This is a genomic window from Paenibacillus sp. LjRoot56, from assembly GCF_964253335.1.
GTDB lineage: Bacteria > Bacillota > Bacilli > Paenibacillales > NBRC-103111 > Paenibacillus_E > Paenibacillus_E allorhizoplanae.
Window position 1 is genome coordinate 768604 of the sequence record NZ_CAXURV020000002.1, and the last position, 24746, is coordinate 793349.

Below are 24746 nucleotides of genomic sequence, written 5' to 3' on the forward strand. Positions count from 1 at the left end.
GGGGGAAATAGGATGAAGAAGACATTAGTAGCCACAACATCGATTTGTTTACTTACAACTTTACTCGTAGCATGCGGTTCGGAATCAACAACAACGACAGCTAGCCCAACACCTGCAGCGAAAGCAACGACGGCAGCGGCTACTCCAGCTCCAGCGACAGAAGCTCCCAAAGCAGCGAATCCGAATGATGATATTAAAGGTAAAGTCGTATTCGCAACGAACCGCACAGACTTAATTGATACGAAGCTGAAAGAATATCGCGAAGCGTTCAAGAAGAAATTCCCGAATGCAGATGTAGAATTCGAAGCACTGAAGGATTATGAAGCCGCTATCAAATTACGCCTGGCCACTGCGGAAGTGCCGGACGTTGTACTGATTCCGAACATTCCGAATACACAGCTTCCTGATTATTTTGCCCCACTGGATGATCTCGGTCTGAATGATAAAATCCGCTTTAAAGACTACAAAACAGCGAACGGTGGCACCTATGGTCTGGTAACAGGCGGTTCCACTACAGGGATTGTGTACAACAAAAAAGCATTTGCTGATGCTGGTATTACAGCGCTTCCGAAGACACTCGATGAATTCTATGCCGCATCCGAGAAGCTAAAAGCGAAGGGAATTGTCCCTCTTGCAACTAACTACAAAGACAAATGGCCGCTTTATACATGGCAGCATGTAGCTGTAGCGATGTCCGGCAATCCGAACTTCTGGAATGATCGCATTAAGCAGGAGAACGCTTTTGACCCGAATGGTGCCTTCGCCAAGTCACTAGGTATCCTAAAAACGATGATCAGCAAGGGTTATGTGGAGAAAGATATCAACTCTTCTAACTGGGAGCAATCCAAGAAGGATGTAGCCTCTGGTAAAATGGCGATGTACCTCTTGCCGAACTGGGTTATTCCACAAGTTATTGAAAATGGCACAGAAAGTGCTAACGTAGGCTTCTTCCCAATGCCTTTCGATAACACAGGTAAGCTGACTACACTAATGACACCTGATTATTTCTATGCCGTTAGCAAAAACAGTAAAAACCTCAAGACAGCCAAGGCTTTCGTGAAATGGTTAATTGAAGATTCCGGTTATGATGATTTTGCTGGCTTCATTCCATCCTTGAAGGATAAGAAGTCCTCTGTTACGCAATTGTCTGATTTCCTTGCTACGAAAGATTTGAATTTCGTTGAAATCGCTGCGGATAATAGTGATGCTATGGCGATCCAAAACAAAGCACAAATCGACCTGAACGATATCGCACAAGAAGTAGCGGTAACGGATGTGGCTAAAGTATTTGATAAATACAACAAAAAATGGGTAGAAGCGAAGAAAGCGCTCGGTAAGTAAGCGTTAAACGTAAGAGGACTGAATGATAGTTTGCAAGCATTCAGTCCTCTTTTTCAAATTAAAGAGTAATGAGGTATGGAGATGAGCTACCAACAACAAAAAATTACCTTAATATTATCCTTCCTAATCGTGCCACTCACGCTGCTTTTGACATTTACCTACTATCCAGCTCTGAGGCTCATATACTTAAGCTTTACATCATGGGATGGATTAACACCGGTTAAAACGTGGGTTGGATTTTCAAATTACAAAGAAATTATGGGGAATAGGGAAGTCTTCTATGTCTTCCTCCATAATGTTGCTTACTTCGTAGGTGGTATCCTGCAAAATGTTGTAGCCTTTTTCTTCGCGGTTCTGTTGAACAGTAAGCTCAAAGGACGTAACGTGTTTCGGACGGTGTTATTTCTGCCCTACATTATGAATGGGGTCGCCGTAGCGTTTATGTTCGGCTATGTTTTCGATACAAACACAGGTTCATTGAATTATTTCTTGAGTTTGCTAGGCATGGATCCGATTTCCTGGTTAGGTAAGCCAGGTCTTGTCAATGTATCTCTAGCTTCAATCGGTGTATGGAAGTTTATGGGTTTCAATATGGTTGTGTACTTAGGGGCACTCCAGTCGCTCCCTGAAGATCTCTATGAAGCAGCAAAAATAGACGGTGCACGAAGATTCCAAGTGCTTCGCTACATCACAATACCTGGTATGAGGAAAATTATCGAGCTTAATCTGTTTCTGACTGTGATTGGGGCTTTGGAGGTATTTGACCTTCCCTTCGTCCTAACCAAAGGTGGTCCTTTGGCGGCAAGTAAAACGTATGTTCAGCAAACAGTGGAGACCGCGTTTCAATATAACAACTTTGGACTCGCTTCAGCGATGAGTGTACTACTGATGATTGTCGTGATTGTCGTAGTATCCGCGCAACGGAGAATTGTTGGAGGAAAGGAGGAGTGACACCATGAAATCAAGACCGTTCACATCGACAGTGAAATACGCGCTTTTATCCGTGGCAAGTCTCATTATCTTTTTCCCCTTGTATATTCTGTGTATAAATGCGTTTAAGGGGAGCAAGGAATATGGCATGTCCAGCGCGTTTTCACTGCCAAACTCCTTTCTAAATTTTGAGAATTTCCAGATCGTGTTTGAACGAGGGAATCTCGGGCAGGCGTTTCTGAATACGACGATTGTTATTGGCTTATCCTTGATCGGGAATATCGTCATGGGGACAATGGTGGCGTACGTGCTCGGGCGCTTCAAATTCCCAGGCCGCTTCCTCATTCTTGGGCTCTATACCGGAGCTGCGATTATTCCAGCCATCACGACTCAGGTAGCGATTTTCTCTATTATCAAATGGTTAGGATTATTCAACACCCATTTCGCCCCAGTGCTCTTGTACATTGGAGCGGACGTTGTCCAAATTTACATCTTGCTTCAGTTCATTCGCAATATCCCGTATGAACTCGATGAGAATGCGATGATCGAAGGTTTATCCCTGTATGGTATCTTTTACCGCATTATCATCCCGCTATTAACACCAGCCATTTCAACGGTCATTATTTTAAAAACGATTTCGATTTATAACGATATGTACACGCCATATTTGTATATGCCATCGCAGAAGCTAGGTGTTGTTTCGACGACCTTGATGAAATTTACAGGTACGAATAGTGCCGAGTGGCAATTGATCTGTGCGGCCATTCTTATCATCCTACTTCCGACAGTCTTATTATATTTGTTCCTGCAACGATACATTTTCTCTGGGATTACGAATGGAGCAGTGAAATGAAAATCTAGCAGGACACCGCTGTTGGTGAGTCGAAATAGTAACCCAAGGCCCTTATTAAAGAGCCATGGGTTTTCTTGGATTTTAAAAAGAAAGGGCTTACATTCCTGCGATAGAGCTGGGGGGAACTTGTTGTGCGAAGCGAAATATGGCATTGGATTGTGAGGTTATCACTTACTCAAAAGCTGATTACGGTGTTTGTCATTTTGATCACAGTGCCGATTGTTACGATCTCGATGATCTCCTATTCGAGTTATTCAAAGTCGATTGAAAAGAATACGGCTCTCTATGTAAACCAGATTTCACAGAAAATTTTGGAGCGGGTCGACCAGTACGTCTCGGATATTAAGCGTGTAACGGGCAGCCAGATTTATATGCAGGATATTCAGGAATCGTTAGCCAATCGCAATAAAACGGTGGAAGAAAATAACCGCCTCCAGAACTTTGTGAAAGGCTTGAACAGTCTGAAGAATGATACGGAGTCCGTGTACATTTTCGATAATTATGGCAACATGTACGACAGTACCAAAAATGATACGATTCGGGCTGACATTCGGCAGCAGGCCGTCGATTTACGGCAACAAGTACGGAATGCACAGGGGTCTTCCATTGTAATCTCCACACAGAAAATAACCGTTGGTCATACGGTTAAATATTATTTCTCCATTGCCCGCGAATTAAAGAATACGAACTCATTAGAAGGCATTGGCATGATCATCTTTGACTCGAGAATTCAAGTCATCGGGGATGCCGTCCGTGAGTTGGATGAGGTGACCAAAGGTCGAACGATGGTACTTGATGATCAGAATACGGTGATCTATGATAGCGAGCAGAAATGGATTTCTACCAATGTGGCTAGCAATGAACTCGTGCAAAAAGCAGTCGGTGCACAAGGCAGCTTCAAGGTGACGATTGAAGGGAAGTCGTATCTAACCTCCTATACAACGTCTGCAGTAACGGGGTGGAAGCAAATTGTTTTCATTCCAGTGGATCATCTGACAGAGGAGACGCGGGTAACGCGGGATTTCACGATGATTCTCGTTCTGCTTTCGATTACTGTGGCCTTAGTGACTTCAGCGATCATTGCCATCGCGTTGACGCGGCCATTGCGTACGTTAATGAGGACTATGAAACAGGTTAACAAGGAGAATCTGGACGTTCAAATTCCGGTGAAGTATTCGGACGAGTTTGGCATACTGGCGAAGCATTTTAATAATATGATTAGACGAATTAATGAGCTGGTGGAAGAAGTTTATCAGACGCAAAATCGCAAACGGGAGGCTGAACTAAGGTCGCTGCAGCATCAAATTAACCCTCATTTCATCTATAACACGCTGGAAGTGATCCGTATGACAGCCGAGGTTAAGCGAGATTATGAGATTTCGGAAATGACCTATAATTTGGGGGAGCTCCTGCGGTATGGAATCTTACGCGGTACGGATCAGGTGACGATTCATAAGGAATTGGATCATTTGGAGAAATATTTGGCCCTGCAAAACTTTCGATTCTCCAAAGATATTCAGCTGGAGTTGAACATCAGCGAAGCTCATCTGAGCTACCCGGTTATTAAACTATTATTTCAACCTATCGTGGAAAATGCCATTCTACATGGTTTTGAAATGAAGGAAGAGAATTGTCTAATCACGATTAGTTCTTACATGGATAAGCAAGCGATCTATTTTACCGTTCGGGATAACGGGTGCGGCATGGACGATTCGCAGCTGAAAATCATTCGGAATGCGATGCAAGGCTTACGGCAAGAAAATCGCAATAACATTGGGATTGCTAATGTGAATGAGCGAATTATTTTGCAATATGGTGCATCATATGGTTTGCAAGTGAGCAGTGAAATTGAGGTCGGCACGACCGTAACGATTGTCCTACCCGTTCTGGAAGCATGGAAGGAGAGCGCTTAAGATGACGATGAAAATGTTGATAGTCGATGATGAACAACGGATTCGATTAGGACTTCAAGCCATGGTTGAGGCGATGGATTTACCTATTGAAATTATAGGGTTGTGCGCAAATGGGATTCAAGCGATGGATAAAATGAGTGGCTGGGAACCTGCCGATTGCAAGATACTCCTGACCGATATCAAAATGCCCATGATGGACGGGATGAAGCTGATCGAACGAACAAGGGCGGATTATCCGGATGCTCATATTATTCTCTTAAGTGGATTTAACGAATTCGAGTATGCGCGACAAGCCATTCGATTTGGTGTAGAAGAGTACCTGTCGAAGCCGGTGAACAAGAAGGATTTATTTCAAGTTTTGAAGCGAGTTGGGGAGCGTTTTACGGTGCTGGATTCAGCAGAAAAGGAAGCTCCTGATCACGTGCCTGCAGAGGCAAAGGTGCACAAGAAGCAAATCATTGCGGATGTGATTCGTATGCTGGAGTCAGATCTGAATCAAGCATTTGAATTAAATGAGCTTTCCTCTAAAGTAGGTTTGAATCCTAGTTATTTGTGCAAGTTGTTCAAAAGAGAGACGAAGAAGACGATTACCGATTACGTGACCGATCTAAGAATCGTGAAAGCTAAGCATATCTTGGAGGATTATCCGGATGTGAAAATGTACGAAGTAGGATCGCTTGTGGGTTATTCAGATCCGGTTTATTTTACAAAACTGTTCAAAAAGTCTGTCGGTATGACACCAAAAGAATATCAAAGTGGACAGTGTGCTTTTGGCAACCATAATGCCTGTTTAGACTAAAGATTTTCGCGAACCGTTGCAGTAAAGTAAAGGTATGAAAGTTATTTGAGGAGGTTGTTCGCATGAGCCAACAAAAGATTCATATACCGGAAGCCGATGCTTTACTGCAAGATGAAATTACGAGTGAACAAGCACAGTTTTTCTTAGAAAATGGTTTCCTGGTTATTCGTAATGTGGTAGTTGGAGAAGAGCTTCGACTCCTACAGGAACAAACGATGAAGGCCGTAGAAATTGGCATGGCTGGAAGCGGTGATGAGGATTATATGTACCGTGTGAGGAAAAATGGTGAACGCAAATATTGGCGTACGGAGTATATTATCGACAAGCAAGAGGCGAATAAGGCGTTGCTGGCGCATCCGTTTATTTTGCGATCTGTGGCGAAGATTCAAGGGATTAACTTCATTCCTACCTGGGATTCCTTAGTTGTGAAAATCCCGAATCAGGCGGCCAGCGTGCCTTGGCATCGCGATGCGTTAGTGCCTGAGGGTTGTACAGATCCACGGCCAATCTTCAATGTTGATTTTTATTTGGATGAGGCGGATCTGAAGTCTTGCTTGTGGGTAATTCCTGGTTCGAACCATTGGGCAGCTGACGCTGCCGAGGAACGCTGTGCACTGCCAGGCTTCGATGTCAGCGATGCTGTACCCGTGCCAATGAATCCTGGGGATGTCATTTTTCACAATATTCAGCTGCTGCATGGCTCACCGGAAGGGGATGGCAACGCACTTCGCCGTACCGTGTACTACGAGTTCCGCCCAGGCGAAATCGAAGCGGAATTTGGGCCGCATACGCTAGAGTATCTATCGTTGAAGCAGCATATGCTTGTCGATTGTATCGAAAAGCGCAAAGAAGCGTCCTATACGTCGGGTGAAACACCGTATGACTATCAGCCCAAAGGCGCATTTGCATTAGGTACGAAGCAGGCGCCGAAGACTTACCGATATGCGCATTCTGATTATTGGCGTGCTTAAGTTAATATGAGTAAGGATGAGGCTGTTCCCTCCTGGGAACGGCCTTTTATTGTAGATACTCACGTGCCAAAATGAAATAGATGTATTTTATGAAGTTAAATCTTCGGGAAATCCTTGTATTTGTCGAATAGATGGAAAATCTACAGCTAATCTATGGCATTTTGGCCGAAATGAGAAGAAGGGGCAGAATTAGCTACATGAAATCCAGTTAATTCAATTTAGTGGGTGAATTTTAATGGAATAGCTGTAGATTTTCCAGTTAATTTATGCTGACCTCACCCGTCTGAGCCCGATCAGCTGATCTCCCGTCTCGATAAACCCAACCCAACCCAACCCAACCCAACCCAACCCAAGCCAACCCAAGCCAACCCAAGCCAACCCAAGCCAACCCAAGCCAACCCAAGCCAACCCAAGCCAACCCAAGCCAACCCAAGCCAACCCAAGCCAACCCAACCCAACCCAACCCAACCCAACCCAACCCAACCCAACCCAACCCAACCCAACCCAAATTCGCCCCTGCCCAGATTCTCCCTAACTAGCTAAGAATAAATCAGATTTGAACAAAACTGGGTTAAACTCTGCCCCGTTTTTTTCTTGAACATACGCCCGAATGTGTGGACATCCGAATAGCCGACACGATCCGCGATTTCACTGAAGGATAAGCTGCTGTGTATGGCCAACTCTTTGGCCTTGTTGATGCGGATCCACGTTAAATACTGCATAGGGGACATGCCGACATGTTGGCGGAATAAGGTCAAAATGTAATTTTTGCTGAGACCAGAAACGTCTTCCAGTTCTCTAATTTGAATTTCGCGGCTATAGTGCTCGGTGAGATAGTTTTTGATTAAGACGAGTTTGGGCATCGTGAGTGCGTCCGTTTTGGCGCGGGTTGAACCCGATTCGAAGGCTTGCGCAGCTTCAGTAAGAATGCGCATGAGTAAGCTTTGACAGTGCATTTGATGCACAAGTCCTGGCTGACGATAATGCGAAACAAGCTGGGATAGCATCGTTTCTACCGGATGATCCGCGAAATTACCGAGCAGATGCTTATGTTTGAAGATATCTTCGTAGGGGAACGCTGACGTACCGAAATGAAAGACAAGTGAAATACATACATAAGGACTGTGGTCTTCTTTTATGATCGAGTGACGTTCATTTGGACGATGAAATAAGAGATCACCGCGGCGCGTCTCGTAGGGGATGTCTTCAACAGGATAATGAGCAAAACCATCCACGACATATTGTAAAATGAACTGCGTCATCTCTCGGTTGCGTATCGCCCATCCCTGCGGAGCATGGAACATATGGGCTAACGTAATGTAAGGCGGGAAATGATAATCCGCAAGCATGCCGATCGTTTCGGCCGGCTGCATGGTTGTCAGGTTGAGAGCCATCTGATCAGCACCTTTCTCAGTGCTAATTATAGCATGTAGGGCTGATTTTGCAGAGTGCCTTTGGCAACAGGAGATGGAGTGGTATTCGAAGAAGCTATCGATGTTTAAGTACCATTTTACGTAACAGAGGTGAACTATGAAAATACTCTACTATTACCACCGATTCATGCGTTTTCTCCATCGTCGAAAAGGTAACTGGCAAACGCGAAAATTCGAATATCATCACCATAAAATGAAGCACTATGTAGGATTATTCCTCGTAGTGCTTTTTATTTCATGTACCTGCATAAGATAATGTACAAGTATCTAGGGGGTAGTTATATGAAAAACAAGCTAGTATTCATATTATTTATCTTAATATTATTAAGCCAATCTACTACAAATGCGGAAACGCAGACGGACGAGGAAAAGGCAATAACATCTGCACAGAAGCTGATTAAGGCATCTGTTAGTGTAGAAACCGGTTTAGTCACAGGTGGATCAGGTTTCTACATATCCCCTGATACTGTAATCACCAATGAACATGTAGTCCGTAACATGCCCACGGACACGCTTACTCTCCGTAAAAAGTCAGGTTACACGTGCACCGGGACAGTTGGTTATCGAGAGGAAAAGTTAGACCTCGCTATCATCCACTCATCATGCACCAGTGATACCGTATTGACGCTTAATATAGACGTCACAGAAGGTCAGACAGTATTAGCCTTCGGCAGTCCGCAAGTGTACCCATTTACGCTGTCCAAGGGAATTGTTAGCTCTCTTAGTTGGAACATGATCCAGTTTGATGCAAAGGTTACGTTCGGATCATCGGGTGGTGTATTAGCTAATCTGAATGGTGAAGTGATCGGGGTAGTTTCAAAGGGCGCCAAAGACGTGGAGTATGTTGGGTTCGCGATTAAAGCAGCGGACGTGAAAAGATTTTACGAGAGGAGTAAATGACATGGCCTCAATTAGTCAGAATCAATACGATTTCCTGAACAGTCTAGTACAAGCAGGATGCGGCAATGGTGAGTGGGCAAAGTCACAGCTTAGTGGGGCTAGTAGATAAACCTGCTGCTCCAACACCTTCATATACACCTTCGACGCCTCAGCAAGCATCCCAAGGGTCAAGTTATAGTAGCGCTCCTGTCTACGCAACTCCTGCACCAAGTTACAATTACACTAGCTCGGCACCTAATATGAATCCATCAACACTAAGTTACACAGCTCCATCGAGTGGTTACTCGGGATCATCCAATGTCATTGGAAATATATCAGGCAGTAATGATTTAGGGAAAAGCTATATCCCTTTCTGGGCCCTATTTCGCCCGAATCACCCGCGGTGCTCGATTGCTAGCCGCGCATGCCGTCCCGCCAAACAAAAAAACTTCAGCCCTGATGGGCTGAAGCGCTACAATACCAATCTTATTCCGTTACCTTCTGCATCTTCCCCGGATTGTTGATCTTATACGGCACTGGATGTTTGCTCAACTTCTTCGCGACGATTTTGCACTCGAAGGTGACGGTGTCGCCGACGGCGAGTTCCAGCTTCTTGAGCGTTGCGCTATGGCTCGACCACGCAGTTCCGATGTCGAGGGCTGGATCCAGAATGGACACAGCTTCATAGATGATGACTTCATCATCGGTATCCGAGAAATTGTTCGGTACGGTTGTAAACTCGGTAACCGTTGCCTTCATTTTCACTTTTTCTTCAGGAAGCTCCAGTTTAGGGGCTTTCTCTTTTTTCGTTTTTTCCTTAGCAGGCGCTTTCTCGGCGGGTGCTGCTTGTCCATCTTCTGAAATAGCTTCGGCCTTCGCGGATTTTGATGCTTTAGCTGGCTTTTCTTCCGGCTCAGCAGTCTCTAATTCGTCGGCAACAGCTGCATCTTCAGCTAGAGCCGCACCTCGCTGGCTATAGTTCGCAGCTTGCATTTCCTTCAAATAGGAGGGATGAATGCAGTGCAGCTGCTTCGTATCCAATTCAATGACAGCCGTCATTGGATCCACGAGACCGACGATATTGCATGCCACATTAAGACTATTCCCTTTGTAGAAAAAGGCTTTCGCTTTTACCGCTTTTTCAGAAACTAAACCCCATTCTTTACATTGCTCGATCAACTCGGACTCATCATCAAAACGAGTAAACGCAGATGGTTCAATGGCGAACGCATAATCCATATGTAATCAACCTTTCTATGCTATATAGAGGGAAAACTTATTTCACTTCTTCCTCATTGTCTTCTTCGTTAACTAGATCCACTTCCTCAGCTTCTACATTATCGTCTTCAAATTCTTCCTCTTCTTCTAATCGGAAATCATCGGTCTTTTCCCCGTCTTCCCAAATTTCCACAAAGAGTGCATCGCAATTTTCAAAATCAGCCGGTTTAAAAGCAAGCGCTTTTTCCTCGTCGGGACCGACATAAACATTCTCAAGTGTTTCCCCATCAAAAGAGAGGATGACATAAATTTTCATAATTAAGGATGCCTCCAATAAGGTGATAAGCAATATTATAACATACCGAGTGAATTGTTCGCATGAGAAGCGATTGATCTTTCATATACATCTATATAGCCTGTATTTCCGGATCAAAATAATGTCTCACTTAGGATCCGTTAGCAGTGGGATGTGAAGGAGGAGTTCCAAGGATGGCGTTACTAGTCATATGTATCCTAGGGTGTCTGTCTGGTTTCTTGATCTTCAGAAGACAAGTACTACCGCGCAGCACCGATCAAGCTCTGAATGCAGTTAAGTTGTCTATTATTATTCCGGCTAGGAATGAAGCGGACAATCTCCCTCATCTTCTTCATGCCCTGAGAATCCAAACCTTGGAACCCTATGAAGTCATTGTGGTGGATGATTTTTCGGAGGATCACACGAAGGAAATCGCTGATGATTACGGCGTTACCGTGATTTCCAATCCTAAGCTGCCTGACGGGTGGACGGGCAAAAACTGGGCCGTATGGAACGGCTATTCCCACTCCACCGGCGATCTGATTGCTTTCCTGGATGCTGATATTCGATTTGCACCTCGAGCATTAGAATGTTTGGTAAAAACACGGAATAAATTAGGTGGAGTACTGTCGATCGTGCCCTACCATTACACGGAGAATCTAAGAGAGAGACTAGCGCTCATCTTTAATGTGCTAGGTGTATTTGCGTTTACATCTCCTTTTGAGAAAAATAATAAACAGAAAGGCCTCTATGGGTCTTGTATTTTAACGACTAGGGAAGATTACGAATCGATCAAAGGCCACGAAGGCATCAAATCGGAAATGCTGGACGACCTGAATCTCGGTGCTACGTATGCAAGAGCAGGTATTCCAGTGAACAATTTTATCGGCTATGGACAGGTTTCTTTTCGAATGTATCCACAGGGGTTAAAAAGCCAGATCCAAGGCTTTGGCAAAGGCGCTGTCCTAGGCACGTCTAAACTCAAAGCAGGTACCCTTACGCTTACCGCGATTTGGGCGATTGGGCTGATCCTCTCAACAGCATTTCCATTTTTCCTAACGACATCATGGGGCATTCCGCTTTTAATTGGCTATCTCTTGTATATGGCACAGCTCTTTTATTTTGTAAAATACGTTGGCATTTTCGGCATTGTTACGCCTGTGCTACATATCGTGTCGACGTTATTTTTCATTATGGTCATGCTGTACTCGATGTATCAGGTCGTATTTCTAGGGCATGTGGCCTGGAAAGGTCGGCACGTCAAAGTAGGAAGCAGGCGAGAGCAATGATCATCGTTTGGACGATTTGTGCTTTTGTATCCGGTGCGCTCATGTTTAGTTACTGGTTAGGTCGGTTAGCTCGAAAAAACCTAAAAACCGTCGGGGACGGCAACCCAGGTGCCCTTAATTTGTGGAAAGCGGCGGGATATCGGCTAGGGGTTGCCGGGGTTTTATTCGATTTTATTAAAGGGTATCTCATTATTCTACTGGCAGTGGAAGTTGGAGGGATGTCAGGGTATGGATTGATCCCAATCGCATTAGCACCGATATTTGGGCATGCGTTTTCGCCATTTTTGCGTGGAAAAGGGGGTAAAGCCATCGCTGTCACCTTCGGCGTCTGGAGTGGATTGACACAATTTGAAGTGTCACTTGCGTTGGCAGTTATTTTGGCAGTCATGCTTGGTGGGATGAAGGTTATTAACAAATGGAAGCCGATATCTTCGGAGGCAGATGGTCAGCAAGTTGTGATGGGGATGCTTCTGTTAGGCGTTTATCTGTATGTGAGGGATGCGGCGGCGATGTTGCTGTGGATATGGGTGGGGAATACGCTGCTCATCATGTTCAAACATCATAAAGAGTTAGCTGCTTTGCTCCTTAAAAAGAAGAAGGAAAAAGAAGGATCTCCACTTTGAAATATACGTTATAAAACAGGGTTATTCAGCAGGGGAATTAAGTTTGTTTTGCGACGTGTCCTAGAATTTGGTTGTGAAGAAGCAAATATATAAGCGTGAAACAGACGCCGCTAGCTCCTGAATGTTGGAGTTGGCGGCGTTTTATTTTTGTGGGAGGCGGTTGACTTGTTTGAGAAGGAGTATGAGTATGAGATCTTTTGGAATGTGCAAGCTCGTCAAGCACAAGGTCAGAGACTGGACATGCTGCGCAAGTTTGTCAGGGGTGAAGGTATATGGGGTCGTATGTCATCGCTTAAAAGGGAAGCTTGTGGAGAGATATTGCGAAAGCTAGAAAGTAAGTACTCGTTCTACTCATTGGTGGTGGGTAAGCCAGAAGCCATAAGTTCATGTTTACTGAAAAGGCGGTGGCTCTTTTGCATGGTAAAAACTGAGGTGTAAGTTAGTCGGTGAAACCGACTAACTCAGGCGCAGCAGTGGCAATTGGCGTGAAGTTAGTCGGTGAAACCGACTAATTCAGGCGCAGCAGTGGCAATTGGCGTGAAGTTAGTCGGTGAAACCGACTAACTCAGGCGCAGCAGTGGCGATAGGCGTGAAGTTAGTCGGTGAAACCGACTAACTCAGGAGCAGCAGAGGTAATAGGCGTGAAGTTAGTCGGTGAAACCGACTAACTCAGGAGCAGCAGAGGTAATAGGCGTGAAGTTAGTCGGTGAAACCGACTAACTCAGGCGCAGCAGTGGCGATAGGCGTGAAGTTAGTCGGTGAAACCGACTAACTCAGGAGCAGCAGAGGTAATAGGCGTGAAGTTAGTCGGTGAAACCGACTAACTCGGGCGCAGCAGTGGCAATAGGCGTGAAGTTAGTCGGTGAAACCGACTAACTCAGGCGCAGCAGTGGCAATAGGCGTGAAGTTAGTCGGTGAAACCGACTAACTCAGGCGCAGCAGTGGCAATAGGCGTGAAGTTAGTCGGTGAAACCGACTAACTCAGGCGCAGCAGAGGTAATAGGCGTGAAGTTAGTCGGTGAAACCGACTAACTCAGGCGCAGCAGTGGCAATAGGCGTGAAGTTAGTCGGTGAAACCGACTAACTCAGGCGCAGCAGTGGCAATAGGCGTGAAGTTAGTCGGTGAAACCGACTAACTCGGGCGCAGCAGTGGCAATAGGCGTGAAGTTAGTCGGTGAAACCGACTAACTCGGGCGCAGCAGTGGCGATAGGCGTGAAGTTAGTCGGTGAAACCGACTAACTCGGGCCCACACCACCGCACCGCCGCCCCAGATTCCATACATACGCGCCACCTCCTTGGGAAAAACTAGGACAAATACACGAAAGGAGTGTCTTAGCCATGGAGGAACAACTTGCACGCAAAGAAGAACGCTTAAACACGGTTAGCCATGGGATTGGCGTGTGTTTAAGCGTCTATGGGCTTATTCTGCTCTTGCAGCGGTCTGTGCTTTTTGAAGATTGGCTGTACACGGCGAGCAACGCTGTGTTCGGAGTTTCCTTTTGCCTACTCTATGTGTCCTCGACGCTTCTGCATGCTGTACGCTCACCCAAGTGGGGGAAGCGCTTTGAAAAGTTGGATCACGCAGCGATTTTTATCGCCATGGCGGGTTCCTATACGCCTTTCCTGCTCATTACCTGGCATAGCCAAGTTGCGATTGAGCTGCTCATCGTCATTTGGGCGCTAGCCTTCGGCGGCGTAAGGTATGTGCATGTTATTATTCAACGTTTTATGCCCTGGGGACTGCTCATGTATCTGGGCATGGGAGCCTTCATGATGCTCTTCATTATGCCACTTTATGTGCGACTTCCACATATGGCATTTACATGGCTTGGGCTCGGATTGGTGAGCTACCTTGGCGGTGTACCTTTTTTCCTCTGGCACAAATTGCGCTATCATCATATGATCTGGCACCTGTTCGTTTTGGCGGGTAGTACCTGCCACTTTATTGCCGTCTATAGCTACGTGATGCCAGCGTTATTATAAACTAGCCAAGTTTAAGATTATTGCAGCGAAGTGTAAGGCGGATAATAATACCTTAATTTTGTGCTAGCACGGATTAAGATTGTTTATTTAATGTCCGAATCATCATTCATATAATAAAAGCATGGTTCACTCATTCCTACATGCCAAGGAGGCAGAGACAATGCAGAGCAACACACCTTTATTATTGACTGATGAGCAAATGAGATCGTTTATTACGAATGGCTGCCTGATTCTCAAAACTGATTTTCCACGTGAATTCCATGAAAGTTTAGTAGAGCAATTGAACACGGTTTACACCGAAGAAGGCAATCCTGGGAACAATCTTTTACCTCGAATTCGAGAGTTGCGCAAAGTATTCGATCATCCGGTTGTAACAGGTGCGTTGACGAGTGTGCTAGGACCTAATTATATGATGCATGCGCATCGCCATGGGCATTTCAATGCTTCAAGCGTAGCTGGTGGTTGGCATAAAGATAGCTATTGGGGTTATAAAAGGATGCGTAATCATCACCCGCAATGGGCTATGATTATGTATTTCCCACAGGATACACCTGTGGAATTAGGGCCGACAGGCGTACTTCCAGGTACGCAAAACTATGAATCTCGAACTTTTGAAGGGAATGAACCAGAAGGTGAGGTTCTGGCGAGTGGGGAAGCGGGGACTTTTGCGCTGATTCATTATGATATTTGGCACCGCTCCACTCCGAATGTGTTGGGTCAGCCCCGTTATATGTTGAAGTTTGAATTTATGCGTACTGAGCTGCCACTATCGCCAAGCTGGAACAACCAAGAGAGCGGCTGGCGTAAACCGGAGGCGTTACAACTTCCTATTGCGCAGCACGATCTGATGTGGGAAGAGACGTGGAATTGGCTGTCGGGACAAGTTGGCAGCATCGCGAACACGGTTAGTTCTGATTCCCAGCGGATCGCGGAATTGAGCGCGGGGTTGAGCCGTTTTGAGCCCGATGCCATTAATGCGGCTTACGAGCTTGCGGCAAGTGGTCAAAGTGGTGTAGACGCATTGCTTCAAGCCCTTCATAGCGAGAATAAAAATGTATCTCGACTTGCTGCATATGGCTTATCCGTTGCGGGAAGTGATGCTGTTAGCGGATTGGTTGCAGCATTGGCGACAGTGGAGAATGAAGCTGCGGAAGCCAATACCGAGGAAATCATCGCGAATGCCGTGTTCGCGCTTGGTGAATTAAGAGGACTTGCAAGTGAGGCGGTACCTGCACTTGTTAACTTGATGCAGCATCCGTCGGAGACGATCCGCTGCGCTGTAGTTGATGCACTTGGTCTTATGGAAGCTGGCCACGATCAAGTGGTGGCGTGCTTAGGGAATGCGCTGCGGGATGAAAGCGCGCAGGTGCGGTTCATGTCTAGCTTGGCGCTGTCCCGACTAGGGGCAAGCGCAGAAGCAGCGATTCCACAATTGGAAATCGCTCTGGACGATGAGAACCGCTACGTGCGTGCGCATGCGGCGGAATCCTTGCGCTATGTTGGCACGGAGCGTGCGAAAGACACACTCATTAAGTTCTTGCTTAACGCGCGTTGGTGTCCAACGACGACGGCGAAGAATGCTTTTTATCCGTAAGGTATTAACGAGAAGCAGCCCCCATTGATGTGATGGGGGCTGCTTTCATTTATGGGGAGGAGTGGTACGCCTCCCACCACCAATAGATGGAAAACATACAGCTGATTTACTCGAAATTATCATTTTAAATGAAATTAATGGAAAAAGTACAGCTAATCCAGGCATTTTCATCCGAAAAGGGGAAATCTCCCGAAAATAGATGGAGGTTGTCCATCTATTTCGCTTCTTAACTTGTTTTACAAGAAATTAACTACCTAATATACAGTTAAATTTGGCGCGGCGGTGGTTGGGAGTAGGAGTAGGAGTAGGAGTAGGAGTAGGAGTAGGAGTAGGAGTGAGCGGCTGTTGTCTTGCTCTTATTCTTACTCTTGCTCTTGCTCTACAACCACATCCACAACTCACCGCGGCCGCAAATCGCGGAACGCCGTTGGTTTAAATCCCGTTTGTTCCTTGAACATTCGGGAGAAATACGATAATTCCATGCCGAACGAATCGGCAATTTGAGAGACATTCAGCTCCGTCGTCAGGAGCAAATCTTTGGCTTTTTCAGAGCGTAGATGGTTCATATATTGGATCGGGGAGTACCCCGTGAATTGTTTGAACGCATTGATGAAATAATTCGGATGATAATGAGCGAGCTGGGCAAGCGTTTCAATCGAAACCTGATCCGCCATATGCTGTTCCATATAGCGCAGCACAACATTCATTTTCTCGTGGGTTGGGGTTGTAGCTAAATTAAGCTTCACGGAAGCATTGCCATCTATGAAATCCGCGATGAGTTCATGGAGGATGCCTGTTACCCGGAATTCTGCAGATAAAGCATCACTTCGACGATGTGCAATCAACTTCTCGAACGTTTGCCCAAGCGCTAAAGAGTCCTTGACCACAATTGACGGGCTCGTGTGCAAAATCTGAAAGAGGTCTAAATCACCGATTTTCGCGGTAAAATGGCACCAATACTTGCCGAAGGTATCCTCACTAATTGTGCCATAGGCTTGGTCACTGCCCGCAGGAAGAAGGTAGAGCTCGCCAGGGCGCGGATTGTAGGTTTGATTGCCTATTTTAACAAAACCTTCGCCTTCCATAATAAAATACAGCCGATTGACAGGACACGAGGGAATCTCATCGTTCCAGCTTCGCGGTACTTTTGTATAAGCCGCATACTCGACATCGATTCTGGCTTTCGCCATATATTTCTTCCAAAAGGTACGCTGGCTCGCATTCATATCTGATTTCATCGATTTATATTCCTTTTACAAATAGTCGACATATGCCTTCAGTAAACTGCTGTTTCGTATAGCCAAGTACGTCTCTATGGTACGTGTACTGTTCTGGAAAAAGGGAAATGAGCAACGTATTGATCGTCAATGTGACGTCAATGTCCTCGATCTCGCCAGTTTGAATGGCATATTGGATGAGTGGAGCTAGGATATTGTGGAGTCTGACAAAAAAAGGCTTTTTGTGAATGCTGTAGTTGCGCTTGTCTGCATGCATGGAAGAGATGACAGACAACAGGCTGACATTCTCATCAACGAAATCAATGACATCATGGATACAAGCGGATAGCTGCGCTAGTCCTGATTCTACAGGTCCAGCAATGCGGTACTTCTCCTCCATCATATCAATAAACCGATTAGTCGTAGATTTGATCAAATCGCTGCACACATCGCCTATATGGGTATAGCGGCGGTATAAGGTTCCTTGGCCCACGCCAGATTCCTTCGCAATTTGATGCATCGTAACGGATTCTATTTCATTTGTTTCTAAAAGCGTGCGCGCAGCAGACAGGATGCGTCGGCGATATTCCGTATCACGTTCTCCACGGCGGCTGCTTGGTGGAATGGCTTCTTTTATAAGTTCACAGACTCCTTGATGATCATCTGGATGTGTCATATTTTCGTTCCTCCTGGTAGAAAGATCGTCCATAAAAAATTTATTTGACTTCGCGGACAATTGTCCGTAATATGAGGTAGCGGACAATTGTCCCCTATATTGTAACACGTGAAGAGAGAGATTGTCTAAGGAGGAGTTAGGATGAGTCAAACGGTTGTATCCGGTGGAAATGAGCCGGAATTTAAGATTACGAGCATTCTGGTGCCGTTAATCGCTATTATCACAGGCATATTCATGGTTATCCTCGACACGACAGCAATGAACGTTGCATTGTCGAAGTTAGTGGTTGACTTCAAAACTGATCTACCTACAATTCAATGGGCGGTAACAGGCTATATGCTGGCATCCGCTGCAGTAATTCCATTAGCGGGGTGGTTATCTGACCGCTTTGGAGCGAAAAATGTTTTCCTCACGTCCGTACTGTTGTTTACGATTGCATCCCTTTTATGTGCGACGCCGAACACGGCTGAAATGTTGATCTTTTTCCGCGTTCTGCAAGGTTTAGGCGGGGGCTTCGTGATGCCAGTTGCCATGGCGTATGTATACAGACTTAGCCCACCGAACAAAATCGGGCAAGTCATGGGTATGCTAGGCGTACCTATTTTATTAGCGCCAGCAATTGGGCCAATCTTGTCAGGTTGGTTAGTTGAATACCATTCTTGGCACTGGATTTTCCTCATTAATTTGCCTGTCGGTATTTTCAGCTTTATTTTCGGGTTATGGAAGTTACCTGTTGTGGCACGTAAAAAAGTGGCTGGCTTCGACCTGCCAGGGATGATCCTCGGTCCAATTGCTTTCGCTTCGCTATCTTATGGTATTTCGCAAGGTGCTTCAGGGTGGACATCCGATAAAGCGCTTGGTGGTATCATCGTTGGTGCGGTTGCTTTGATTGCTTTTGTCATCGTTGAGCTCAGAACGAAAATTCCATTGCTTGAGCTTCGCGTTTTCAAATCATTCGATTTTTCCTTTAGTATATTCATTCAATGGGTGATCCAATTCTGTATGTTTGGGGCGATTTTCCTTCTCCCGCAATTCCTGCAGCAAGCCCGTGGTTACGGTGCATTTGATACCGGTTTGACCCTGTTCCCACAGGCGATCGCGTCTGGACTTATGATGCCAATTGGCGGTTATTTATTTGATAGAATCGGTATTCGTTGGTTAGTTGTCATCGGTCTTACTCTGGTGTCAGGGGCCATTTTCCAATATTCTCATTTGGATCTGAGCACACAAAGAACAGATCTCATTCTACCACTAGCGATGGCTGGGGCCGGTATGGGGCTCATGATGATGCCAATCAACTCCCATTTGATCAAAAAAGCTCCGCAAGACCTCGTCAGCCGCGTTACTTCGTTGACAAGTGCGATGCAGCAAGTAATTAGCTCCTTCGGGGTTGCGATCGTCGTGACCATTCTGACTTCACGTGTGACAACGTTGATTACCGAGCAGAAGCTTCCTGTGAGTTCACCAGCAGATATGCAAAAGTCGATGCTATCCGTAGCTCCTGATGCATTCGGGTATACTTTCACATGTATGATGATTATCGCGATGTGCGGAGTTGTTCTTGGATTCTTCTTACGCCGCGGCAAAACTGAAGCACATCAAGAAACTAGAGCAGACGTTGCGTTAGAAGGTTTGCACTAAGCTAGATTGATTGGTCTATTTTAGATAAACAAACAGCCTGCAAGTAGATCCTCTACTTACAGGCTGTTTGTTTTATACCGTGGAGTACTAGCTATGGATAAGCCCTTCCTTGGGAATTATTGGATGAACTATGGGGTTCTAGCCGTTGCAGGCGGACCTGCCAGGGCATATCTTATGAGCAAGGTTTTCGTATTCGATCCAGGTAGCGAGAACATGAAGTCCTTCAAAGAGATAGGGTGTCTGAGTAAGGAGGCGTTATATGAAACGGTGGAACGTGACCTTTGAGACGAAATGCTATGAAAATGATTGGCGTCACCTTCTTCAAACACCGAGACTGGAAGCTAATCTTCGCTACAATCGGTTTCAGTTCAAGGAAGCAGTTTTATATATCAATAACGTGAACGATCCGGAAGAGGTTAGCTTTTATGCCGACAAGCTGGTTCAAAGTGGCGTTCTCACTTCCTATACCGTCGTTGATCATTATGCAAGTGAGGCGTTGGACTTCTTTGCAATCGATAAGGACAGCTTTAACGGAGGCTATTTTTATTCCATTTCCGAGCTCGTCGCTATTTACTTGTGCAGAACAGATTATTTGCTCCATTTCTCCAGTGACTCGATCCTAGCGGGGCCGCTCGAATGGGTGGAGCCAGCGCTTCAGAATATGGAAGATGACCCCAGAATCAAGGTTGCAAATCCGACCTGGAACTTTAGTTACGAGTATGCGAAGCAGGAATCTGTAGAAGAGAATGATTGTTTTTATCTGGGGTATGGATTTTCTGATCAATGCTATCTGATTCGTACCGAGGATTTCCGAGCACGCATCTACAATGAAAAACATCCGGCATCGCAAAGGTACCCAGCATACGGTGGTGAATTGTTCGAGAAACGGGTGGACTCATGGATGAGGAACCATCAATATTTAAGAATAACGTATAAACACGGCAGCTACATTCACCGTAATTTTACTTAAAACAAATGGTAGCGACAATCCGCTAATAAGATTGAAAAAGGGTGTGACAAGTGAAATGAATATTACCTTATCCGTCCTGATTCCCTCCGTACCCGAACGTATGGATTTTTTATCGCGAATGATCCAAGAGTTATCTCAACAAACGCAAGGTAAGCCTGTAGAAATCCTCGTATTAATGGACAATAAAAAAAGCACCATAGGTGCAAAACGAAATTTGCTGCTCAAACAAGCAAAGGGCGAATATATCGTTTTTGTAGATGATGACGATCGTCTGGTACCCGATTATGTGAGCACTTTGTTGACGCAAATCGAATCGACGCCAGACGCGGATTGCATCGTTTTTGACGTAGCCGTGTATTTCAACGGACAGTTTATCAAGCTGTGCAAGTATGGCAATGAGTATTCAAACGGCCAAGATCAATTTTTCTACTATAGAAGGCCTAATCACCTTATGTGTTATGCCAAAAGAATTGCATCTAGTCATAAATTTAAGGATATAAGTGGCGGCGAAGATGATGAATGGGGCGGAAGAGTATCGGAGGATATTGTGAAACAAATAAGAATTCCAGCTGTTTTATACCATTATGATTGCGATCTTACCAAACCATCTAGCTGGTTCAATCTATCTTGAAAGATGTGATCCTATATGATTTGTTTTACAATATTGGCACATGAGGACGAAAGAGTACTAACGGAGCAAATAAAAAATATTCGACATTACATTCCAAATGCCAGGATTGTCTTATACAACGGAGGGCCAAATAAGGACTTCGGCAGTTGCCAAGGCATTCCCATTTGTCCGTACAGCAGACCCTTACAATACGGAAAATTAGGTAGATTTCTATATGATGTTATGAATTGGCTGGAAGAAACGAACATTGAATACGATTACTTCATTAACCTGGACTCTGACGTGCTTTTTATCAAGCACGGTTTTGAGTCGTTTATCGAAGAGGTAATGGAAGGCTATGACTGTATGGGAGCTCATATGCAAATACAACATTCCGTACATGATAATCCGCAATTTTATCCGGGGGTTACACTGTGGAACGAATGGCATCGCTGGCAGCCGTTCTTCCAGACAAACTACTTTGTTCGCTATTTTAATCCCGCACAAGTTTATCGCCGTTCCATAGTTAGGAAAATACTGGATAAAACCGATTTTAATCAACTAGAGCAATTGTTGGCTGCAACCGATACCTTTGCAATGGAAGAAATGCTCTATGCAACCCTCGCTATGAAATATGGAGGAAAGTGCGGGGAGTATCCTTGGAATTATGATGAAAGCCTACAATACGTACGAACTGTAAAACCTATTTCTTTCGATGAAATGAAGGTGGCGAAAATAGCTCCTCATTATTATTGGATTCATCCGATTAAAGGAGAATCATTTACATTTATGAGCATGTTATCGAAACAAATGGATCATAAAATCAGATTTAATCAGTGATGGAGGAATGACATGGAAAGTAAGCCGCTTGTCAGCATTCTGATCCCAGCTTATAACCGGCCTCATTATTTGAGGTTAGCTCTAGAAAGTGCCATTCATCAAACCTATCCAAATATTGAAATTATCATTTGTGATGATAGCACGGACATGGGCGTATGGGTTATGATGCAGCCTTATCTGGCACAATACCCGCATATCAAGTATGTTAAAAATGACACGGTGCTATTTGTGAAAAATTGGAACAAGTGTTATGAACTATCCTCTGGTGAATATGTGAACTATTTAATGGATGATGATTTGTTTCACCCTGAGAAAATTGAACGAATGATGGCATGCTATCAAGAGATACCGGATGTCGCGCTAGTTACTTCTTACCGCCAATTGATCGATGGATCCGGGAACGAAAGATCTGCTGTATATGCATCACGAAGATTGTACAATGAGACGACGGTGTTGAACGGAATTGATTTTGGCAATGACATTTTGAGTGACGGACATAATGTGATCGGAGAGCCGACTACTGTCCTTTTTCGAAAAAAAGATTTAAAAGAACCGTTCGGCATTCTTTCCGGCAGACAGTTTACAACCCTCAATGATTTGGCGACATGGCTCTCGCTTCTTGTTCGGGGCAACGCCGTCTATTTACCTGAGCCCCTCAGTTATTTCCGCATTCATTTCGGTCAAAATCAAAGCACTCTCGGCATATCTTCATTTGCAGATTGGAGTGAATTGACGATAGGTGCAAGAGAGGCAGGTTTCTTACAGGACTCGTACCGGTACAAGGCTGCGCTTGAGTTACAACTGAATAGGCTTGCTGAAGATAAAATGTTACCGTCTTTTTCGGAATATGTTCCGAAAATCAACGAACAGCAGAAAAAGATCGAAGCCATCATCTCCAATCTGTGAGGAAGTTCAAATACCGATTAGAACCAGATCACCACATAATAAAAAACAGGTAGTTCAAACATTTTCTCATGTTTGAACTACCTGCTTTTTTGTAACTATAGTATGAAATTATGGCAAACGCACCGATGCGCGATACAGCTTGCTGTTCCAGTCGACTGTGCTTTTGAGCGACTCGGCAACGAGGCGAAGCGGGACATACATCCGGCTGTCGCCCATGATTTGCAAGGGAACAGGGACAGAAACGGATTTGCCGTTCACAGTAGCGATAGAACTTCCATCCTGCAGCTTCAACGTAACACCAGCATTCGTAATTGTGGCTGTTCGTGTTGACGCATCCCAGGTAAATTTGGCATTCATTGCTGTGATAAAAGGACGAATAGGTACAACAGTTGTTTCTTTATCGATGAAACCGGTAAAATCCGAGATATATTGTCCGTTAATATCAATTTGTACTTTAGGTTTATCCAGTTTGCGGACGACAAGTACATTACTAAGTTTCCGTCCAGGATAAGTCATCATAGTACCATTTGCATAAAGGCCGGAGCTGGAACCGCCATCCATATTCATCACTTCTTTTAATCCAAGTGCAATTGAAATCGCAGCAAGCTCTGATAAGGTAGCACTTGGTACGGTGCCCATGACTAGACGATTAGAGCCGTCGATCCCAACAAAACTTCTAGCCGCGGAAGATTGTGTGACTTTCGGATCCGTAAAGCCATCTCTACTCACGTTGATATCCGAGTAGCCGTTCGTTACGAGCTTCGGACCTACACCGATCGCGGACAGCCAAGTTTTAGCGTCGAGATTGCTCCCGCCTTCACCTTTTGCAAGAATATCCTTCGTGATTCTGTCACCTACGTCCAGTTTGGTCAGTACATTCTGCTTATTGTTGGCGCTGTTGCCGACGAATAAAACATAACCACCTTCCGGAACAGAAACGGAATCCTGCGTAATCCGTGTGACCAGTCCATCGCTGATCACCACTTTGGTGCCATTGGGGAAGCCGATCCATCGGCCAAAATCCGACGTGTACCAAACTATCTGGTCGGTGCTCGTGTCTCCGTAATATTTGTTAATACCCCATGGATTAATGGTGTAGGTACCGCCGCCCTCGCTAGTGCGAATGGCAATGTCGAGATTGACGAACTGTATGTCAGGCACCTTATCTTTGTTTAGAAAAAGCGTCTGATTTTCCCCAGAATGCATCGGCTCACCAGACTTCAGAAGCGTCCCGTTGGGGTAGCGAATATAAGGGTCAGACTCGTAGGCGTTGAAAAATGTCCCATTAATCGCTGCAACACCGTTCTCTCGCTCCACAATAGATTGCATGGCGTCGTCGTGTCCGATACCACCATCGGCTAAGGCAGGAACGAGCTCAAGCGTTGGATCGGTGAGGTCAACCGTGACGGTTTTAACTGTGAAGTTTTTGCCGGAAGCATACACGAGTTTCGTTGACGTGTTAACGGATGGGGAGTAAGCAGCGGATGCTGACGCACCGCCCGAGAGAAGCGCTGCCGTTAGGAGCAGAGTAGTGGCAGGTATAACAAGTTTCAAATGAAACATATGGTAGGGTCTCCTTTAGTGAAAAGTTGATGTCGAAATTTGATGGAATATATACTGTCGATTATAACATTCGGATGAGTTGTAGTGTTTTAGACGCAGGTGGAACTAAGTCACGAGAGGGGGCTGCCGCCGCAAAGGCAGCAAACCAAAAGAAATAGCGCCCTTTTGGGGCGCTATTGTCCGTTCGCGTGCTAGAGCGAG

24 protein-coding genes are annotated in these 24746 nt (G+C 45.2%); 17 read left to right on the plus strand and 7 right to left on the minus strand.

What is annotated here, in order from left to right:
• Positions 1–12 precede the first annotated feature (12 nt).
• The 6 genes from ACSQ8O_RS15815 (at position 13) to ACSQ8O_RS15840 (ending at position 6807) form a co-directional block, all read left to right on the plus strand.
• Positions 13–1341 carry an ABC transporter substrate-binding protein gene (locus ACSQ8O_RS15815; protein WP_436242480.1) on the plus strand — a complete coding sequence of 443 codons (1329 nt, stop codon included), beginning with the start codon at positions 13–15 and terminating at the stop codon, positions 1339–1341.
• Between the two features lie 81 nt (positions 1342–1422).
• The gene (locus tag ACSQ8O_RS15820) at positions 1423–2292 is read left to right on the plus strand and encodes a carbohydrate ABC transporter permease (protein WP_236291200.1); all 870 of its coding nucleotides are present in this window, start codon (positions 1423–1425) and stop codon (positions 2290–2292) included.
• 4 nt (positions 2293–2296) lie between these two features.
• Positions 2297–3124 (plus strand): carbohydrate ABC transporter permease, encoded by an 828-nt coding sequence (locus tag ACSQ8O_RS15825; RefSeq protein WP_056613145.1) that lies wholly within the window; start codon positions 2297–2299, stop codon positions 3122–3124.
• Positions 3125–3255: 131 nt separating this feature from the next.
• Entirely contained in the window at positions 3256–5037 is a 1782-nt protein-coding gene (locus ACSQ8O_RS15830; RefSeq protein ID WP_436242481.1) for a sensor histidine kinase, read from the plus strand.
• A 1-nt stretch (position 5038) separates the two neighbouring features.
• Positions 5039–5836, plus strand: coding sequence for a response regulator transcription factor (locus ACSQ8O_RS15835; protein ID WP_436242482.1), 798 nt, complete (start codon positions 5039–5041; stop codon positions 5834–5836).
• Between the two features lie 62 nt (positions 5837–5898).
• Positions 5899–6807 (plus strand): phytanoyl-CoA dioxygenase family protein, encoded by a 909-nt coding sequence (locus ACSQ8O_RS15840; RefSeq protein ID WP_436242483.1) that lies wholly within the window; start codon positions 5899–5901, stop codon positions 6805–6807.
• A gap of 259 nt (positions 6808–7066) precedes the next feature.
• On the opposite strand, the gene ACSQ8O_RS15845 is transcribed toward ACSQ8O_RS15840, so the two are convergent.
• Positions 7067–7300, minus strand: a complete 234-nt coding sequence (locus tag ACSQ8O_RS15845) for a hypothetical protein (RefSeq protein ID WP_436242484.1) — start codon at positions 7298–7300, stop codon at positions 7067–7069.
• A 46-nt stretch (positions 7301–7346) separates the two neighbouring features.
• Entirely contained in the window at positions 7347–8201 is an 855-nt protein-coding gene (locus ACSQ8O_RS15850; protein ID WP_436242485.1) for a helix-turn-helix transcriptional regulator, read from the minus strand.
• 321 nt (positions 8202–8522) lie between these two features.
• Here ACSQ8O_RS15850 and ACSQ8O_RS15855 point away from each other — a divergent pair, with 321 nt between their 5' ends.
• Complete coding sequence (locus tag ACSQ8O_RS15855; RefSeq protein WP_056613154.1) at positions 8523–9140, plus strand: S1C family serine protease; 618 nt, start codon at positions 8523–8525, stop codon at positions 9138–9140.
• Positions 9141–9605: 465 nt separating this feature from the next.
• Here the strand turns inward: ACSQ8O_RS15855 and ACSQ8O_RS15860 are convergent, their stop codons facing one another.
• Together ACSQ8O_RS15860 and ACSQ8O_RS15865 are read right to left on the minus strand one after the other, a co-directional pair.
• Positions 9606–10358: a hypothetical protein gene (locus ACSQ8O_RS15860; RefSeq protein ID WP_436242486.1), complete on the minus strand. Its 753-nt coding sequence runs from the start codon at positions 10356–10358 to the stop codon at positions 9606–9608.
• Between the two features lie 37 nt (positions 10359–10395).
• Positions 10396–10653: a hypothetical protein gene (locus tag ACSQ8O_RS15865; protein ID WP_436242487.1), complete on the minus strand. Its 258-nt coding sequence runs from the start codon at positions 10651–10653 to the stop codon at positions 10396–10398.
• A gap of 173 nt (positions 10654–10826) precedes the next feature.
• Between ACSQ8O_RS15865 and ACSQ8O_RS15870 the strand changes: the two genes are divergently transcribed.
• The 4 genes from ACSQ8O_RS15870 (at position 10827) to ACSQ8O_RS15885 (ending at position 16122) form a co-directional block, all read left to right on the plus strand.
• Entirely contained in the window at positions 10827–11921 is a 1095-nt protein-coding gene (locus ACSQ8O_RS15870; RefSeq protein ID WP_436242488.1) for a glycosyltransferase family 2 protein, read from the plus strand.
• Positions 11918–12544 carry a glycerol-3-phosphate acyltransferase gene (locus tag ACSQ8O_RS15875; RefSeq protein ID WP_436242489.1) on the plus strand — a complete coding sequence of 209 codons (627 nt, stop codon included), beginning with the start codon at positions 11918–11920 and terminating at the stop codon, positions 12542–12544. The genes ACSQ8O_RS15870 and ACSQ8O_RS15875 overlap by 4 nt, the downstream gene beginning before the upstream one ends.
• A gap of 1339 nt (positions 12545–13883) precedes the next feature.
• On the plus strand, positions 13884–14528 hold the full coding sequence (trhA, locus tag ACSQ8O_RS15880) for a PAQR family membrane homeostasis protein TrhA (protein ID WP_436242490.1): 645 nt from the start codon (positions 13884–13886) through the stop codon (positions 14526–14528).
• A gap of 160 nt (positions 14529–14688) precedes the next feature.
• Positions 14689–16122 (plus strand): HEAT repeat domain-containing protein, encoded by a 1434-nt coding sequence (locus ACSQ8O_RS15885; protein WP_436242491.1) that lies wholly within the window; start codon positions 14689–14691, stop codon positions 16120–16122.
• 398 nt (positions 16123–16520) lie between these two features.
• On the opposite strand, the gene ACSQ8O_RS15890 is transcribed toward ACSQ8O_RS15885, so the two are convergent.
• Both ACSQ8O_RS15890 and ACSQ8O_RS15895 read right to left on the minus strand, forming a co-directional pair.
• Positions 16521–17360 carry an AraC family transcriptional regulator gene (locus ACSQ8O_RS15890; protein WP_056613170.1) on the minus strand — a complete coding sequence of 280 codons (840 nt, stop codon included), beginning with the start codon at positions 17358–17360 and terminating at the stop codon, positions 16521–16523.
• A 4-nt stretch (positions 17361–17364) separates the two neighbouring features.
• Positions 17365–18015, minus strand: coding sequence for a TetR/AcrR family transcriptional regulator (locus ACSQ8O_RS15895; RefSeq protein ID WP_436242492.1), 651 nt, complete (start codon positions 18013–18015; stop codon positions 17365–17367).
• Between the two features lie 141 nt (positions 18016–18156).
• On the opposite strand from ACSQ8O_RS15895, the gene ACSQ8O_RS15900 reads away from it, so the two are divergent.
• The 6 genes from ACSQ8O_RS15900 to ACSQ8O_RS15925 all read left to right on the plus strand — a co-directional run bounded on the left by ACSQ8O_RS15900 (position 18157) and on the right by ACSQ8O_RS15925 (position 22982).
• Positions 18157–19656 carry a DHA2 family efflux MFS transporter permease subunit gene (locus ACSQ8O_RS15900; RefSeq protein WP_436242493.1) on the plus strand — a complete coding sequence of 500 codons (1500 nt, stop codon included), beginning with the start codon at positions 18157–18159 and terminating at the stop codon, positions 19654–19656.
• Positions 19657–19749: 93 nt separating this feature from the next.
• On the plus strand, positions 19750–19941 hold the full coding sequence (locus ACSQ8O_RS15905; RefSeq protein ID WP_436242494.1) for a hypothetical protein: 192 nt from the start codon (positions 19750–19752) through the stop codon (positions 19939–19941).
• Positions 19916–20626: a hypothetical protein gene (locus tag ACSQ8O_RS15910; RefSeq protein WP_436242495.1), complete on the plus strand. Its 711-nt coding sequence runs from the start codon at positions 19916–19918 to the stop codon at positions 20624–20626. Before ACSQ8O_RS15905 ends, ACSQ8O_RS15910 begins: the two co-directional genes overlap by 26 nt.
• A 55-nt stretch (positions 20627–20681) precedes the next feature.
• Complete coding sequence (locus tag ACSQ8O_RS15915; protein ID WP_436242496.1) at positions 20682–21257, plus strand: glycosyltransferase family A protein; 576 nt, start codon at positions 20682–20684, stop codon at positions 21255–21257.
• Positions 21258–21479: 222 nt separating this feature from the next.
• Positions 21480–22076 (plus strand): hypothetical protein, encoded by a 597-nt coding sequence (locus ACSQ8O_RS15920; protein WP_436242497.1) that lies wholly within the window; start codon positions 21480–21482, stop codon positions 22074–22076.
• Between the two features lie 12 nt (positions 22077–22088).
• A complete protein-coding gene (locus tag ACSQ8O_RS15925; RefSeq protein ID WP_436242498.1) occupies positions 22089–22982 on the plus strand; it encodes a glycosyltransferase family 2 protein in 894 nt (297 codons plus the stop codon).
• A 108-nt stretch (positions 22983–23090) separates the two neighbouring features.
• On the opposite strand, the gene ACSQ8O_RS15930 is transcribed toward ACSQ8O_RS15925, so the two are convergent.
• Complete coding sequence (locus tag ACSQ8O_RS15930; protein ID WP_436242499.1) at positions 23091–24545, minus strand: stalk domain-containing protein; 1455 nt, start codon at positions 24543–24545, stop codon at positions 23091–23093.
• Positions 24546–24746 lie beyond the last annotated feature (201 nt).

What these genes read in the sequence shown, in the direction of transcription:
- ACSQ8O_RS15820 (WP_236291200.1), top strand. Translation starts at nt 1,423, where the DNA reads ATGAGCTACCAACAACAAAAAATTACCTTAATATTATCCTTCCTAATC.
- ACSQ8O_RS15850 (WP_436242485.1), bottom strand. Translation starts at nt 8,201, where the DNA reads ATGGCTCTCAACCTGACAACCATGCAGCCGGCCGAAACGATCGGCATG.
- ACSQ8O_RS15920 (WP_436242497.1), top strand. Translation starts at nt 21,480, where the DNA reads ATGAATTGGCTGGAAGAAACGAACATTGAATACGATTACTTCATTAAC.
- ACSQ8O_RS15815 (WP_436242480.1), top strand. Translation starts at nt 13, where the DNA reads ATGAAGAAGACATTAGTAGCCACAACATCGATTTGTTTACTTACAACT.
- ACSQ8O_RS15925 (WP_436242498.1), top strand. Translation starts at nt 22,089, where the DNA reads ATGGAAAGTAAGCCGCTTGTCAGCATTCTGATCCCAGCTTATAACCGG.
- ACSQ8O_RS15890 (WP_056613170.1), bottom strand. Translation starts at nt 17,360, where the DNA reads ATGAAATCAGATATGAATGCGAGCCAGCGTACCTTTTGGAAGAAATAT.
- ACSQ8O_RS15910 (WP_436242495.1), top strand. Translation starts at nt 19,916, where the DNA reads ATGAAACGGTGGAACGTGACCTTTGAGACGAAATGCTATGAAAATGAT.
- trhA (WP_436242490.1), top strand. Translation starts at nt 13,884, where the DNA reads ATGGAGGAACAACTTGCACGCAAAGAAGAACGCTTAAACACGGTTAGC.
- ACSQ8O_RS15915 (WP_436242496.1), top strand. Translation starts at nt 20,682, where the DNA reads ATGAATATTACCTTATCCGTCCTGATTCCCTCCGTACCCGAACGTATG.
- ACSQ8O_RS15855 (WP_056613154.1), top strand. Translation starts at nt 8,523, where the DNA reads ATGAAAAACAAGCTAGTATTCATATTATTTATCTTAATATTATTAAGC.
- ACSQ8O_RS15825 (WP_056613145.1), top strand. Translation starts at nt 2,297, where the DNA reads ATGAAATCAAGACCGTTCACATCGACAGTGAAATACGCGCTTTTATCC.
- ACSQ8O_RS15895 (WP_436242492.1), bottom strand. Translation starts at nt 18,015, where the DNA reads ATGACACATCCAGATGATCATCAAGGAGTCTGTGAACTTATAAAAGAA.
- ACSQ8O_RS15905 (WP_436242494.1), top strand. Translation starts at nt 19,750, where the DNA reads ATGGATAAGCCCTTCCTTGGGAATTATTGGATGAACTATGGGGTTCTA.
- ACSQ8O_RS15865 (WP_436242487.1), bottom strand. Translation starts at nt 10,653, where the DNA reads ATGAAAATTTATGTCATCCTCTCTTTTGATGGGGAAACACTTGAGAAT.
- ACSQ8O_RS15875 (WP_436242489.1), top strand. Translation starts at nt 11,918, where the DNA reads ATGATCATCGTTTGGACGATTTGTGCTTTTGTATCCGGTGCGCTCATG.
- ACSQ8O_RS15930 (WP_436242499.1), bottom strand. Translation starts at nt 24,545, where the DNA reads ATGTTTCATTTGAAACTTGTTATACCTGCCACTACTCTGCTCCTAACG.
- ACSQ8O_RS15840 (WP_436242483.1), top strand. Translation starts at nt 5,899, where the DNA reads ATGAGCCAACAAAAGATTCATATACCGGAAGCCGATGCTTTACTGCAA.
- ACSQ8O_RS15860 (WP_436242486.1), bottom strand. Translation starts at nt 10,358, where the DNA reads ATGGATTATGCGTTCGCCATTGAACCATCTGCGTTTACTCGTTTTGAT.
- ACSQ8O_RS15870 (WP_436242488.1), top strand. Translation starts at nt 10,827, where the DNA reads ATGGCGTTACTAGTCATATGTATCCTAGGGTGTCTGTCTGGTTTCTTG.
- ACSQ8O_RS15835 (WP_436242482.1), top strand. Translation starts at nt 5,039, where the DNA reads ATGACGATGAAAATGTTGATAGTCGATGATGAACAACGGATTCGATTA.
- ACSQ8O_RS15885 (WP_436242491.1), top strand. Translation starts at nt 14,689, where the DNA reads ATGCAGAGCAACACACCTTTATTATTGACTGATGAGCAAATGAGATCG.
- ACSQ8O_RS15900 (WP_436242493.1), top strand. Translation starts at nt 18,157, where the DNA reads ATGAGTCAAACGGTTGTATCCGGTGGAAATGAGCCGGAATTTAAGATT.